Genomic DNA, 14,281 nt, shown 5'->3' with positions numbered 1-14,281 from the left:
TGAAAAAACTAAAAAATTTCGTATTTTCGTTTAATTATAGGCATATGCACAAATGAGTTACGATTTAGAACAAGAGAATAAGGAGATCCTTGCAAGATATAAGGACCTGATTTCTAACACATACAGAACGTTGGATGAGGAAAATAACAAACTCATCCGAAAGGCTTTCGATATCGCTTTAGATGCCCACAAGGATCAAAGGAGAAAAACCGGAGAGCCTTATATCTACCACCCTATTGCTGTTGCTAAAATTGTAGCAACGGAGATTGGTCTGGGAGCAACTTCTATTGCCTGTGCACTTTTGCATGATGTGATTGAAGATTCTGATTATACTTACGAAGATCTGAAAAAAATCTTTGGAGAAAAAATCGCCAGTATCGTGAATGGACTGACTAAGATCTCCATCATGAACCACCAGAATATCTCTGTACAATCTGAAAATTACAGAAAACTGTTATTGACTTTATCCGAAGATTTCAGAGTTATTCTGATTAAAATTGCAGACCGTCTTCATAATATGAGGACACTGGAAAGTATGGCTCCGGATAAGCAGAAAAAAATCGCTTCAGAAACGGTTTATATCTATGCTCCTATGGCCCACCGTCTCGGATTGTACAACATCAAATCTGAGCTGGAAGACCTTTCACTAAAATATAATAGTCCCGAAGTATACAACGAGATCACGGAGAAATTGGAACTTGCCAAAGAAAGCCGTGAAAGATATATAGAAGAATTTACCAAAGAAGTATCTGAAAGACTTCGTGAAGAAGGCTTAAATTTTAAAATCAAAGGCCGAGCAAAAGCAATTTCCTCTATTTACAGAAAGATGCTTAAGCAGGGAGTTTCCTTTGAAGAGGTTTTTGATAACTATGCCATCAGGATTATTTACAAATCGGATGCTAAAAATGAAAAGTTTTTAGCCTGGAAGATCTACTCTATCGTTACAGATGTCTACCACAGTAACCCATCAAGAATGCGTGACTGGATTACACAGCCACGTTCTACGGGCTATGAAAGTTTACACTTAACCGTTTTAGGTCCGGACAGAAAATGGATTGAAGTTCAGATCCGTTCTGAACGTATGGATGAAATTGCTGAAAAAGGTGTTGCCGCTCACTACAAATACAAAGAAGGCTATAAACAGAGTTCTGACGACAGAAACTTTGAAAAATGGGTAACTGAAATCCGTGAAGTTCTGGAACAGCAGCAGAACCTTTCTACTTCGGAGCTTTTGGATAATATTAAGCTTAATTTATACTCCAAAGAGGTATTTGTATTTACCCCGAAAGGAGAAATTAAAATTCTTCCCACCAATGCTACCGCTCTGGATTTTGCCTTTTCAGTCCATTCTGACTTAGGAATGAAATGTCTGGGAGCTAAAATCAATGGAAAGCTGGTTCCTATTTCCTATATCCTTCAAAACGGGGATCAGGTGGATATTCTTTCATCACAGAATCAGAAACCAAAATCTGACTGGCTGGAATTCGTAGTGACTTCTAAGGCCAAATCAAAGATAAAAAGTTATCTGAACTCTCAGAAAAACCAACTGGTAGAGGAAGGAAAAGAAATCCTGCAAAGAAAACTTCGTCATGCGAAAATCAATTTCAATGATGAAGAAATTAATAAACTTCAAAAGTTCTTTAATTTAAAATCTTCTCAGGAGCTATTTCTCAAATTCCAAAGCAATGAACTGGATGTCAGCAGCTTGAGAAAATACATTGAAAGTAAAAACGTATTCAACAACTTACTTTCAAGATTCAGAAAATCACCTAATAAGAGTCAGCATTTCGAGGAGCCGAAAGAGGAAAACCTTGACATGATTGTCTTTGGGAAGGACGAAGAGAAGCTTAACTATACCTATGCAAAATGTTGTACGGTAATTCCAGGGGATAAAATTTTCGGATTCATCACCATCTCAGACGGAATTAAAGTTCACAGTGACAGCTGCCCGAATGCCATCAACCTGAGAGCGCAGTATGACTACCGTGTCATTCCTGCCAAATGGGTCAATGCCGAAAGCTTCAAAAACAGAGTAAAAATTGAAATTGAAGGACTTGACAGAATGGGTATGATCAATGATATCACCACTGTCATCAGTGGAAGTATGGGAATGGATATGAAAAGTCTTTCTATTGAATCCAACAATGGGATTTTCACTGGAAATATCATTCTCGAAGTTAAAAATAAAGGCCAGCTGGAAGAAACTTTCAAAAAGCTTAAAAATATTAATGGTGTTTCAAGAGTGAGACGACTACAATCATAAACATGAATTTATCTCTATATTTTAAAAAATTTTTCAACAACAGTCAGTCTTCAGGAATTATTCTTATTTTCTGTGTACTTGTTTCATTGCTTATTGCCAATTCATCCGCTGCAGAAAACTTTCAGCATTTTTTAGACAAAGAAGTGGGTACCCATCTTTTTGGGCTGGAATATCCTGTCAGTATCTGGATCAATGACGGATTGATGGCCGTATTCTTCCTTTTGGTAGGCCTTGAAATAAAACGGGAACTGGTAGAAGGTGAACTTTCATCTTTTAAAAACGCTTCGCTTCCCATTTTTGCAGCAGTAGGCGGAATGCTTGTTCCTGCTGTAATCTACAGCATTTTCAATACCGGAACGGAATATAGCAATGGCTGGGGAATTCCTATGGCTACGGATATTGCTTTTTCACTGGCAATTATTTCAATGCTGGGTAAAAAGATTCCCAATTCTATCAAGATATTTTTAGCAGCATTGGCTATTGTAGACGACCTGGGAGCTATTCTTGTGATTGCTATTTTCTATACCGAACAAATTCACTGGAGCTATCTCCTGTTATCTTTTGGAGTGACTGCCCTGCTGTTTATTTTAAATTTCTTAAAAGTAACCAAAACTATATTTTATATTATTCCCGGACTGTTTTTATGGTATTTCCTTCATCACTCCGGAATTCATGCTACTATAGCAGGTGTTTTACTTGCCTTTTCAATACCTACCAATGCTTCCCATGTAGAAATATCACCATTGGAAAAACTGGAGCATCAGCTTCACATTCCGGTAAGCTTTCTGATCATGCCTATATTTGCTTTAACGAACACCAATATTACTTTTTCCAGTGAAATGGTTGCCGGTGTTACAAGTACATTAGGATTGGGAATTATTTGCGGTTTGGTATTGGGTAAACTGATCGGTATCAATTTGTTTTCACTTATTGCCATCAAATTAAAGCTTAGTTCTCTGCCTCAAAACAGCAACTGGCTTCAGATGATTGGTGTAGGTCTGTTGGCCGGAATTGGATTTACCATGTCCATTTTTATTGCATTACTTTCTTTTAAAGGAGAAATCCCTATTCAGGATGAAGCGAAATTTGCTATTTTGATTGCGTCATTTATAGCTGCTATTGCAGGATTTACCATATTAAGTATAAGTTCAAAAGAAAATCCTGAACTGGAAGAGAATTAATCTTTTTTTCGGGTTTCCAGTTTTCTCTTATGTTCTTCGTCACCGTCAAAGTCAGGTTCTGTAATCTGGCTGTGATAGTGTATGGTTTCTCTCTGAATTTCATCAGACAGCAGCTTTTCTATTCTGAGCTTTCTGATGGCCATATTCAGCTCATTTCCGAATAAAAGCAGATATACATTCACATTCACCCAAACCATTAGCAGGATCATACTTCCGATAGATCCGTAAAGTACGTTATACCGCGCAATATCCTTTACATAAATCGCAAAAATATAAGTAGTAACAACGAACAGTATTGTGGTTAAAATAGCACCAGGAACCGCCTGACGGAATCTTGTAATTTTTACGGTTCCCAACCAATAAAATAAGGTCAGAAGGATAAAGTAAAAAAGAGGAAAAGAAACGAATCCGATGATACTGGAGAGGTTATCTACAAGCCAGGTAATATCATAAGCAGGGGTAAACAGCTTCATTACGACCTCCACATAATACACCCCGAAAAGTGCTAAAAAAACGATGGTAATAAAGCCAATTGTGATAAAGAATGAAAGAATAAACTCCTTTACATCACTCAGTTTTTCATCCGTGTTCTCATTAAAACCATTAATCAGAGAAAATGTACCGTTGGTAGCAAAAACAAGTGCAAGAACAATGGTAAGATTACTGATTCCTCTCATATTGGGGATGATATTGCTTTCTATATATCCTCTTACGTCACCTTCCATATTTGAAGGGAACACATTATGCATCAGTACATCAAAAATATAGAACTGTAGTTTATCATAATGCGGCATATAAGGTAAAACAGAAAGCAGAAACAGAATAAACGGAAAAAGACTTATGGTAAAACTCCAGGAAATAGCCGCCGCTTTTCTACCAATTTTTCCTTTGAAAATCCCGGAGATATAGATCTGAAACATCTGCCAAAGCGATATTCCCAAAACAGGAATATGGATGCTGTCAAAAAACTCTTGAATCTTCAAAATAAATCTGGGAACCTTTACACTCATCGATCTGTTTGTCTTTATACAAATGTAGGGGAATTAAATTAAATGGAGAAGAGATAGAGGTGATAGGTGGCAGGAATTAGGTGGCAGGTGGTAGATAGAAGGTAGCAGGGATTAGGGAAAATATTCTGTGAAATAGTAATGAAGGTTTATTCAAGTCAATAGTGAATTTTTTGAAGGAGATACAAGAACCGAGAACTATTAACTAGAAACCAGCAACTAATAACCAACATCCCTCAACTAGAAACATTCAACCCAAAACTTTGAACTTTTCTCCCCGAAGCCCTATCTTTGCCCTCTGAAACTTCTTACAATGCGAATCAGTTTACTTTGTATCGGTAAAACAGACGATAAGGAAATTACGTCTTTAATCAATTACTATCTCAACCGTTTACCCAAACACTGGAATTTTGAAATCACTGAAATCCCGGATGTTAAAAACGCTAAAAACCTATCTCCTGAACTTCTTAAAAAGGAAGAAGCCAAATTGTTTTTAAATCATATTGATAAAAATGATCTGTTAGTAATTCTTGATGAAAAAGGAAAACAGTTTACCAGCCGTGAATTTTCACAGAAAATTGATACCTGGATGAATTCTTCTGTAAAAAAAGTACACATCCTGATTGGAGGTGCTTATGGCTTTTCTGAAGAAATGTACAGCAGAGCGAATGAAAAAATGTCTTTATCTAAAATGACCTTTACCCACCAGATGATCCGCCTGTTCATTGTTGAGCAGCTTTACCGCGCTGATCAGATTTTACAGGGCAAACCTTATCATAACGATTAATACAAAAAACTGTCTCAAAAATCAAATAGCTTTGAATTTTGAGACAGCCTCATTTTATTTATTGAATTTATTTCAGTCCAATCTGCCTTTTCGCCTCCCCTACTACAAAAGCAACGGAATTGGCGATATTAAAACTCCTGATCAGTTTAGACATAGGAATGGTCAGATGATTTTCAAAGCGGTCCAAAACCTCTTCACTAAGCCCCACACTCTCTTTTCCGAACACCAGCCAATCTCCATCCTGAAAATCGGTTTCCAGATATGATTTTTCAGCATGTGAACTCATTAAAAAAACACGGGACCGATCAGGGATCTGCTGAATCCATTCTTCAACATTTTCATATTCAGAAACATCGAGATGTACCCAATAATCCAGTCCGGAACGCTTCAGGTTTTTGTCATTAATTACAAATCCAAATGGATGAACCAGGTGTAATCTGCTTTCGGTTCCTACACATAATCTTCCGATATTTCCTGTGTTATTTGGTATTTCAGGTTCTACAAGAACAATATTCAGCATCTCTCTTTTTCTTTATTCGTTTTTTAAAACAGTTAAACCAGATTTTGGTATTTTAATTTGGATTTATTAAATAATTAGATCAGTTTATTTCTTACCACATTTAGCATAGGAATCCGTCAGCACTGCTTTTTCATAGCCCAAAGCAACCGCTTTATCCAGATTTGTACATGCTTCTTTAAGTTTGGAAGTATCCATCAGAATCATAGCTTTGCTCACATAGGATTGCGCAAATTTCGGATCTATGGAAATAGCTTTATTCGCATCAGTAAGTGCTTCTTTATATTTTTTCATTTTAAAATACACATCAGCGCGGCCATTGTACAGCAATGATTCGGGTTTTTCAGAAATAAGTGTATTGTAATCTTTTAAAGCGCCATCCAGGTCACCATTATTTTTTTTCAGGTTGGCCAATCCTGTTTTTGCAAAAATATTATCGGGTGCAAACGTCAGAATCTGATTAAGATCTTTGATGGCAAGCTCCTTCTTTCCCTGACTGTCGTAGATTTTGGAACGGGTAAGATATAAATCCGGAGTCTCAGGATTCACTTTCAATCCTTTTTCTACATATTCCAGTGCTTTGATCTTGTTTCCTTTCTGGCTGTAAAGCGATGAGAGGTTAACATACACGGAAACTGACATAGGATTTGCTTTTAAGGCAGAATCATAAGATTTAAAAGCCTGAGTCGTCTTCCCCAGCCTCCTCTGAGCCGTCCCGAGATAATCATAATATTCCGACTGAAATTTTTGAATCTGCTCTTTCTCAGCTAGTTTTAAGTATTGCTCTTCAGCACACTTATAATCAGCTTTATTAAAACATTCTGCGGCCAGTTTTTTATCCTGGGCATAGAAATTAAGGGAAAAACAAAGGGAAGTTACTAATAATAAAGTTTTTTTCATGAGGTTATAGTTTGTTTATTGATCACTTTTTTGGCGAGTGCACCAAATATCACTCCCAATAAAGATCCAACAAACGCCCCCACCAAAATATCAATTGGGAAATGCACTCCTAAATAGATTCTGCTGTACGAAACAACCAGAGCCCATACAAATATAGCATAAGGAAACCATTTAATCTTCTTTTTCAGTAAAATACCTAAATAAGTTGCCAAAAAGAAGGTATTGGAAGCATGAGCTGAATAAAACCCAAACTGTCCGCCACATTTCACAATCCTCATATGATGTTCCAAAGTAGGGTCATGGCATGGTCTCAACCTCGCAACCCCGTATTTGAAAACATTGGCCAGCTGATCAGAAACAACAGCTCCCAGCCCAATAAATATAAGAATAAAAACTAAAGTTCTTAGTTGATAATTTTTGTATAAAAAATAAAGAAAAATAATATAAAGAGGTACCCAGATCCAGGTACTTGAAATCAGCATCCAAAACTGGTCGAAAGATGAATCTCCCAGATTATTAAGGTAAAGAAATACCTTTTTATCTTCCTGAATGATTTCCTCCATGATTATCTGCTTACAGGTCCTTCATAAGTCTCATCATCAGCCGGCTTCGGCTTTGGAGGTTCGTTAGAAGCAAGAGTACCAGGTTCTGTAAGAATATCTTTTTCGATATCCTTCATCGGGTTGAAATCTTTGGCAGCATCTTTTACCTTTTCAATCTCACGCTTTATTTCAGAAACAGGATTATCTGTTTCCTTCATGATTTCAGTCTTGATATCTTCTACTGCTCCACGCATTTTTCTAACGCCTGCACCTAAGTCACGCGCAATCTGAGGCAGTTTATCCGGTCCGAATAACACAACGATTGCAATGGCAATGAGTGCCATTTCTCCAATGCTTAATTCCATCCGGTAAAATTACGAAAGATTATTGCATTTATGAATGGTAAACTAAAAATTTAAACAAATTTTAAGATTTTGTAAAATTTCAGAGTTTTGAGTTCAAAGTTTAAGGTTCAAAGTTTAAGGTTTAAGGTTTAAGGTTACAAGTTAAAAAATTGAATATAGGTCATTATCTGAAATATTCCCCTATTCTCTAATTGCAATTACCTGCTACCTACAACCTGCCACCTATCATCTAATCCCTAAAATTATAAATTAACAAATATTTAATTCAAAACAATGAGAATTAAACAACAATTCTGTATATTTATAATGCACAACCAAACAAATATATATATTATGAAAAAGCTAGTGACTACTTTTAAAGTTTTCGCCGTATTATCGGTATTGGCATTCAATAGCTGCCAGAATGAAAACAACGAAATCAATCAACAGGAAACAGTTCAGGCCAAAACAACCGTCGCAGACCTGAAAAAAGAGATCACTCCTCTTTCCTCTCAAATTGTTCCTGAAGCGGTACAGCTTCAACTGAATGAATCCGGAAAAAACCTTGAAACTTATCTAAAAAATGATCTGCAGATTGCAGAAGTGAAAGTATTGGGAAAAATTTCAACTCAAAAAGGCATTGATCTTTCCAATAGTCTGATCACCGACAAAGACCAGTTTATTGCCTCGGGAAACATTATGGATCCCTCTTCAGTAAAAATTGGAAAAATTGGAGATCTATACAGTGGAGATGATCTGACAACAGCTCAGCAGGGATTAAAAGAAGCTGTCACTGAAGAAGTGAAAGTCGGAACCAACATTATGGAAATAATATGGAACGGAAAAAACGGAAAATTTACCACCCTATGTTTTTACAAAGATTCAGGAATTATCTGGGACAATATTTTTGGAGGTCTTATCATGATGGATCCGCGTGGAAATTCGGAAGCTTCCGACAACAATCAGGCAGCAAAAGTAGTTTCTACCTGGTATAAACAATGGTGGACAGCAAGCTGGCTATGGGGTTCCAAGAGAGGTGAAGCCGGATATCAGATTACGATCTATTATTCCGGTTCTACAGTTTCCAATGCGGATGTAAGCGATTGGGGATATATCAGTTTAGGAAAGGCGAAAAGTGAAAGTAAGATTACCAAGAGAACAGGTGCATATGGACAGTGTCGTTATGCATTGGGACTTTGTACACCTACAGGTTCTTTAAGCTTTAATTCCACTAACTTTTCTGTGTCATTCTCAGGATTGGGCAGTAATATTGTAAGTAACGGGACAAAATCCCTTTATCCATAATTTTCATAAAAATCAGATTTCAAAAAACGGGAAGCTCGCTGGGCTTCCCGTTTGTATTTATATCAATGCTTTTAAAGGTATTAATTTCCAATTTTTGATTTCAATAGTTCTACTGCATTTTCTTTCAATCCGAAGGTATTTTTCAGCATAGCAAACAGCTCTTCATTACTATTAATCAAAACAGATTCTTTCTCTCCTTTTTCATATCTTATATTCAGTGTATTCTGACTGAAAGTGTAGCGGGCTTCTTCATCTACTTTGGAAAGCACCAGATTTTTCTTAAAATTGGATTCAGGATGTGTAGACAAATACCAGTTGGAAATTTCCAGATCTGCATGTTCAGCTTGTTCCAGTGCAAAACGATAAATCGGCAGCCAATTTTCTTTCCAGATCCACAGGACATACATTCCTTCTTTTTTTGAAATTTTAAAAAGACCGTTCGGTGTCTGTTGTGGTTCTTCGTCATTCAGTAACAAGGGGGTGGTAAGTGTAGTAGTTCCAAAACCGCAATCTACCAGATATTTTTGCCCTTCTACATCAGCTATTAGCATTAAATGGCTTCTGGCAGCACTACTGTCTGCTTCTCTTTGCCATACTACCCTTCCCAATTGCAGTTCAATATTGAATCCCAAGCTTGAGAGTACTTCTCTTAAAAGTAAATTCTGCTCATAGCAATATCCACCCCTCAATTCTGTAACCAGTTTTTTGAAAATATCATCGAGATCCAGAGAAGGAACTGTTCCTGTGTAAGAATCAATATTCTCAAAAGGAATATGCTTAGGATGAAGCTGGTGTATTGTTTTCAATACCTCCATACTCATTTCTGGAGTTCCGGAGAAATGAATCCGTTCGAAATATTTTTCCAGGTTGAATGTATTCATAATTTGTTTTGTGTTTAAAAAAGCAGAAAAACTACTCCTGTAAAAGTATTGAATAGATTGAACCCGGAGCGGCACATATGTGCAGAATAGAACAAATCTATTGTTTCTGAAAATCCTTTTCTTTTTTTCCTTTTCTTTTTTTCTGAAATGCAGAATAAGTGATCACAACGCTAACCGCCATTAAAATAAATGCTAAAAAGAAAGGGGCACCGGAAAACTTGAACGGCGCTTCATCATGCGTGAAAAAGTAAAATAAGTTCGTCATCATCGGAGGCCCGATAATAGAAGTTGCACTCATTAAACTTGTCAATGCTCCCTGAAGTTCGCCCTGCTCGTTAGAAGGGACGCTTTTTGTGATGACAGACTGTAATGCCGGTCCACAGATTCCTCCTAAACAGTAAGGAACTAAAAACACAAACATCATCCATCCTTCAGAGGCAAAAGCAAACAGCAGCATTCCTACTGCATAGAAAGCCAATCCATAGTAAATACTTTTCTGCTCTCCAAGCCTTGGAGTAGTCCATCTGATAAGTCCACCCTGTACAAGACCAACCAATAAACCTACTACTCCTAATGAGATTCCCACCATTCTTTCTGTCCAGTTGAACTTATACATCGTAAAGAAGCTCCAGTTGCTCTGTACCGCATGACCTGCAATATAAATCAATATTAAAGAAAGAATAAGTCCCGAAATTTCAGGGTGTTTACCTAAAAATTTAAATGAACCAATTGGGTTTGCACGTTTCCAGTCAAATTCTCTTCTTTTATCTTTATCCAAACTTTCGGGAAGGATGAAATACCCATACAGGAAGTTAAGAAGACATAAACCCGCAGCGGCATAGAAAGGAACTCTGGCTCCATAGTGACCAAGCACTCCACCCAGAACCGGACCTATAATAAATCCGAGCCCAAAAGCAGCTCCTATCAGTCCAAAATTCTTGGCTCTGTCTTCATCAGTAGAAATATCTGCAATGTAGGCGCTGGCAGTGGTGACACTTGCGCCCGTTATTCCGGCAATAATTCTTCCCAGAAACAGCCACCAGATTGTGGGTGCCAGGGCAAGGAAAATATAATCCACGGCAAATCCGAAAAGAGAAATCAGGATCACAGGTCTGCGTCCATATTTATCACTCAGGTTTCCGACAAGCGGAGAAAATATAAATTGGGTAAATGCATAGGCAAATCCAAGCCAGCCACCATATTTAGCGGCTTCACTAATATCTGCGTGAATAAGCTCCTCAATTAATTTGGGAACAACAGGAATGATGATTCCCCATCCTGTAATATCAATCAGTAAAGTAATAAATATGAAGCCTATAGCCGCTTTTTTCTTTGAATTTTCCATGATGGTGCAAAATTAATCAAATCTTAAAAATAATGGTTCTAAATTTCATTGTATTAAAGAAGTATAATATTAATAATATACTCAATCTCATTCAGTATGTATAAGGAATAAAAAAATAAGCCATTCAATAAGAAAAAAGCCTTTTTCAACTGTTACTTACGAAGAGACATCAACCTCTCTGAAAACACATGTTACCAGCTATTAAACTAATTATAAACTTATAAAAACGTAAAGCATAAAAAAAAAGACCGCTTCTTAAGAAACGGTCTTTATTAATTTATTGTAGTTTGTATTACTTTGAAGCAAGCTCTTCTTTTGTAGAAGTGGTTTTTCCATGTACCTCTTCTTCTTTTCCTGTTTTAAGGAAGTCATAAGCAATTGCAGACGCAATAAAGATAGATGAATACGTACCGAATCCAATACCAATTAACATAGCAAACATGAATCCTCTCAAGTTATCACCACCGAAAATGAAGATCGCAAGGATAACCAGAATCGTAGTAAATGAGGTGTTGAACGTTCTACCTAATGTACTTGAGATAGAGTCATCAAACAGACCCGCTAATGTTAAAGATTTCTTCTCTCTTAAGTATTCTCTAATTCTGTCGAAGATAATTACCGTATCATTGATTGAGTAACCTAATACAGTAAGGATTGCGGCAACGAAATCCTGATTAATCTCCATGTTGAACGGCATAAACTTATGAAGCAATGAATACGCTCCCAAAATAATCACTGCATCATGGAATAACGCTGCAACAGCACCAAGAGAGAACTGCCATTTTCTGAATCTCACCAAGATATAGATGAAAATACCTGCTAATGCAGCAACTACAGCAAGAATACCGTGAGTCTTGATATCGTCAGCAACCGTAGGTCCTACTTTCTCAGAAGAAATGATTCCTGAGTGATCTTTATCTGCAGATTTAAAATCTTTTAACGTCATGTTTGCAGGTAAGCTGGATTTTAATCCTTCATATAATTTCTGCTCAACAGTCTGGTCAGCTTTTAAAGATTCATCTTCGATAAGGTAATCTGTAGAAATTTTCAACTGCTTGTCATTACCGAAAGTTTTAGCTTCTACAGAAGAGTTTTTACCATCCTCAGTCTGGAACATCTTCACTAAATTAGCTTCAACATCTTCAGCATTTACAGCTTTATCAAATCTTACCACATAGTTTCTACCTCCTGTAAAGTCAATACCATATTTGAATCCGTGGATGGCAATAGATGCGATACAAACAATAGTTAAAACACCGGAAATAATGTAAGCATATTTTCTTTTTCCAATAAAATCAATCCAGGTATTTCTGAAAAGATTCTTTGTAGCACCTGTCCAAACTGAAAGATGTTTTCCTTTATTCAATCTGGAGAAGATCATTACTCTTGAAATCAATACCGAAGTAAAGAATGTCATCAGAATACCGATTCCTAACGTTAATGCAAAACCTTTGATTGGCCCTGTTCCGAAAAGGAATAGTACACCTGCCGTCAATAAGGTCGTTAAGTGACCATCAACAATTGCACTTAATGCATGTTTGAAACCGTCTTTGTATGCTTCAAGAATACTTTTTCCTGCGAAAAGTTCTTCTTTGGTTCTTTCATAGATAATTACGTTCGTATCTACCGCCATGGCCATCGTAAGTACAATACCTGCGATACCAGGAAGCGTAAGGGTAGCATCTACGGAATCCATAATTCCGAAAATGTAGAATAGGTTGATCACCATTGCAATTACTGCATATACACCAGCTCCACCATAGTAGAAAATGATATAAGCAATAATTAATAAGAATGCGATACCAAATGATAAAACACCGGCATCAATAGACTCTTGCCCTAATGAAGGACCTACAACCGTAGCCTGAACTACTTTTGCACCTGCCGGTAATTTACCTGCTCCTAAAACGTCTACTAATTCCTTAGCTTCTTCCTGAGAGAAGTTACCAGAGATCTGAGTTCTACCGTTAGGAATTGCATTAACAACGTTTGGTGCAGTATAAACTCTACCGTCAAGCGTTACAGCAACCGGCTTACCAACGTTTTTCTCAGTTAATGTTTTCCAGTCTTTTGCTCCTTTGGAATCCATCTGCATGTCTACTACTACTCTGCTCAGCTCATCATAGCTGATATTTGCAGTTTCAACAGCACCGTCTACCGGAGCTTTTTGGTTGATGTTACCTCTGATTGCATACAATACCAAGCTTTCAGTATCTGTAGCTTCAGGTTTGTAACCCCACATGAACTGTGTATATTTAATGTTAGCCGGACGTAAAGACTGACCTACTTTACTGTTTAAAATTTTATTTACAACAGCTGTATCGGATAATTTTACGTTGGCAACACCGTTCGTTCTTAATTTGTCAAGCTGTAAAAGGTTCATGAAGTTCACATTCTTTGCCACTCCCATAGAATCTCCTTTTGCAGCAACCATAGTTGTCAAAGTCTGGAAATAAGGTGCAATTTCAGGAACCTGCTGTACTTCCCAGAACTGAAGTTTTGCAGAAGTTTGAAGCATTTTCTTCACTTTATCGATGTCCTTCATACCAGGCATTTCTACAGAAATTCTAGCTGTTCCAGGTACTCTCTGAACGTTTGGCTGCACCGCACCCATTTTATCAATTCTCGTTCTGATTACCTCAAAAGCTGTTCCTACAGATGCATCAATTTTTCTTTTAACAATGCTCTTTACCTGCTCATCAGGAGTGTTGTACTTCACTTCAGTAAGTGTAGTATTTCCGAAAATTTCCGGATCTGCCAACTTAAGATTTGTTCCTTTAGCTTTGTTAACCAGATCGAATTGCTCGAAAAAGTTATCGATGTAAGCTTTTGTAGAATTCTTCTGTGCTTCATCAGTTTTGTTTAAAGCCTCGATAAGAACAGGATTTGTAGAATAATTTGTTAAATCATTCACAAGGTCTCTCTGGTTGATCTCCAAAAGAACGTTGATCCCTCCTTTCAAGTCAAGACCAAGTTTCATTTCCTTGTCTTTGGCTTTAGTGTAATAAAGTTTTGTGAATCCTAGATTCAAAGTATCCTTAGAAAGTCTAGCAATTTCTTTCTGATACTTCTCCGGATTGTCTCCTGCAATAGCAGTCGCCTGCTTTTCAATTTTGCTGGCGTACCATGTTGGTAATAGCTCGTTTAAGCAAATCAACCCTAGTACAATAGCGACAATTGTAATAAGTCCTTTTCCTTGCATTTTGTTA

12 protein-coding genes are annotated in these 14,281 nt (G+C 37.1%); 4 read left to right on the top strand and 8 right to left on the bottom strand.

Annotation, left to right across the window (positions count from 1 at the left end; translation table 11 throughout):
- Positions 1 to 52: 52 nt before the first annotated feature.
- Together DYR29_RS00365 and nhaA are read left to right on the top strand one after the other, a co-directional pair.
- Complete coding sequence (locus DYR29_RS00365) at positions 53 to 2,263, top strand: RelA/SpoT family protein (protein ID WP_213278713.1); 2,211 nt, start codon at positions 53 to 55, stop codon at positions 2,261 to 2,263.
- Between the two features lie 2 nt (positions 2,264 to 2,265).
- A complete protein-coding gene (gene nhaA / locus DYR29_RS00360; RefSeq protein WP_142716322.1) occupies positions 2,266 to 3,444 on the top strand; it encodes a Na+/H+ antiporter NhaA in 1,179 nt (392 codons plus the stop codon).
- Here the strand turns inward: nhaA and DYR29_RS00355 are convergent.
- Positions 3,441 to 4,454: a YihY/virulence factor BrkB family protein gene (locus DYR29_RS00355; protein WP_142716321.1), complete on the bottom strand. Its 1,014-nt coding sequence runs from the start codon at positions 4,452 to 4,454 to the stop codon at positions 3,441 to 3,443. The two genes, nhaA and DYR29_RS00355, sit on opposite strands and share 4 nt — an antisense overlap.
- A 310-nt stretch (positions 4,455 to 4,764) precedes the next feature.
- Between DYR29_RS00355 and DYR29_RS00350 the strand changes: the two genes are divergently transcribed.
- A complete protein-coding gene (locus DYR29_RS00350) occupies positions 4,765 to 5,238 on the top strand; it encodes a 23S rRNA (pseudouridine(1915)-N(3))-methyltransferase RlmH (RefSeq protein ID WP_213278712.1) in 474 nt (157 codons plus the stop codon).
- 67 nt (positions 5,239 to 5,305) lie between these two features.
- Here DYR29_RS00350 and DYR29_RS00345 read toward each other — a convergent pair whose 3' ends face one another.
- The 4 genes from DYR29_RS00345 to DYR29_RS00330 form a co-directional block, all read right to left on the bottom strand.
- Positions 5,306 to 5,758, bottom strand: a complete 453-nt coding sequence (locus DYR29_RS00345) for a tRNA (cytidine(34)-2'-O)-methyltransferase (RefSeq protein WP_213278711.1) — start codon at positions 5,756 to 5,758, stop codon at positions 5,306 to 5,308.
- An 84-nt stretch (positions 5,759 to 5,842) separates the two neighbouring features.
- Positions 5,843 to 6,655, bottom strand: coding sequence for a tetratricopeptide repeat protein (locus tag DYR29_RS00340; protein ID WP_213278710.1), 813 nt, complete (start codon positions 6,653 to 6,655; stop codon positions 5,843 to 5,845).
- Entirely contained in the window at positions 6,652 to 7,218 is a 567-nt protein-coding gene (locus DYR29_RS00335; RefSeq protein ID WP_047423334.1) for a phosphatase PAP2 family protein, read from the bottom strand. The genes DYR29_RS00340 and DYR29_RS00335 overlap by 4 nt, the downstream gene beginning before the upstream one ends.
- 2 nt (positions 7,219 to 7,220) lie before the next feature.
- Positions 7,221 to 7,562, bottom strand: a complete 342-nt coding sequence (locus tag DYR29_RS00330; RefSeq protein ID WP_047376773.1) for a Sec-independent protein translocase subunit TatA/TatB — start codon at positions 7,560 to 7,562, stop codon at positions 7,221 to 7,223.
- A gap of 333 nt (positions 7,563 to 7,895) precedes the next feature.
- Here DYR29_RS00330 and DYR29_RS00325 point away from each other — a divergent pair, with 333 nt between their 5' ends.
- Positions 7,896 to 8,846 (top strand): hypothetical protein, encoded by a 951-nt coding sequence (locus tag DYR29_RS00325; protein WP_213278709.1) that lies wholly within the window; start codon positions 7,896 to 7,898, stop codon positions 8,844 to 8,846.
- Positions 8,847 to 8,926: 80 nt separating this feature from the next.
- Here the strand turns inward: DYR29_RS00325 and DYR29_RS00320 are convergent, their stop codons facing one another.
- The 3 genes from DYR29_RS00320 to secD form a co-directional block, all read right to left on the bottom strand.
- Positions 8,927 to 9,727 carry an arylamine N-acetyltransferase family protein gene (locus DYR29_RS00320; RefSeq protein WP_213278708.1) on the bottom strand — a complete coding sequence of 267 codons (801 nt, stop codon included), beginning with the start codon at positions 9,725 to 9,727 and terminating at the stop codon, positions 8,927 to 8,929.
- 97 nt (positions 9,728 to 9,824) lie between these two features.
- Positions 9,825 to 11,072, bottom strand: coding sequence for a TCR/Tet family MFS transporter (locus tag DYR29_RS00315; protein WP_213278707.1), 1,248 nt, complete (start codon positions 11,070 to 11,072; stop codon positions 9,825 to 9,827).
- A gap of 292 nt (positions 11,073 to 11,364) precedes the next feature.
- Positions 11,365 to 14,274, bottom strand: coding sequence for a protein translocase subunit SecD (gene secD, locus DYR29_RS00310; RefSeq protein ID WP_213278706.1), 2,910 nt, complete (start codon positions 14,272 to 14,274; stop codon positions 11,365 to 11,367).
- Between the last annotated feature and the right edge of the window lie 7 nt (positions 14,275 to 14,281).

Origin of the sequence: Chryseobacterium indologenes, assembly GCF_018362995.1 — a bacterium.
GTDB lineage: Bacteria > Bacteroidota > Bacteroidia > Flavobacteriales > Weeksellaceae > Chryseobacterium > Chryseobacterium indologenes_G.
Note: the sequence above shows the minus strand (reverse complement) of the source record. Positions and strands in the feature narration are given on the sequence as shown.

What these genes read in the sequence shown, in the direction of transcription:
- DYR29_RS00365 (WP_213278713.1), top strand. Translation starts at nt 53, where the DNA reads ATGAGTTACGATTTAGAACAAGAGAATAAGGAGATCCTTGCAAGATAT.
- nhaA (WP_142716322.1), top strand. Translation starts at nt 2,266, where the DNA reads ATGAATTTATCTCTATATTTTAAAAAATTTTTCAACAACAGTCAGTCT.
- DYR29_RS00355 (WP_142716321.1), bottom strand. Translation starts at nt 4,454, where the DNA reads ATGAGTGTAAAGGTTCCCAGATTTATTTTGAAGATTCAAGAGTTTTTT.
- DYR29_RS00350 (WP_213278712.1), top strand. Translation starts at nt 4,765, where the DNA reads ATGCGAATCAGTTTACTTTGTATCGGTAAAACAGACGATAAGGAAATT.
- DYR29_RS00345 (WP_213278711.1), bottom strand. Translation starts at nt 5,758, where the DNA reads ATGCTGAATATTGTTCTTGTAGAACCTGAAATACCAAATAACACAGGA.
- DYR29_RS00340 (WP_213278710.1), bottom strand. Translation starts at nt 6,655, where the DNA reads ATGAAAAAAACTTTATTATTAGTAACTTCCCTTTGTTTTTCCCTTAAT.
- DYR29_RS00335 (WP_047423334.1), bottom strand. Translation starts at nt 7,218, where the DNA reads ATGGAGGAAATCATTCAGGAAGATAAAAAGGTATTTCTTTACCTTAAT.
- DYR29_RS00330 (WP_047376773.1), bottom strand. Translation starts at nt 7,562, where the DNA reads ATGGAATTAAGCATTGGAGAAATGGCACTCATTGCCATTGCAATCGTT.
- DYR29_RS00325 (WP_213278709.1), top strand. Translation starts at nt 7,896, where the DNA reads ATGAAAAAGCTAGTGACTACTTTTAAAGTTTTCGCCGTATTATCGGTA.
- DYR29_RS00320 (WP_213278708.1), bottom strand. Translation starts at nt 9,727, where the DNA reads ATGAATACATTCAACCTGGAAAAATATTTCGAACGGATTCATTTCTCC.
- DYR29_RS00315 (WP_213278707.1), bottom strand. Translation starts at nt 11,072, where the DNA reads ATGGAAAATTCAAAGAAAAAAGCGGCTATAGGCTTCATATTTATTACT.
- secD (WP_213278706.1), bottom strand. Translation starts at nt 14,274, where the DNA reads ATGCAAGGAAAAGGACTTATTACAATTGTCGCTATTGTACTAGGGTTG.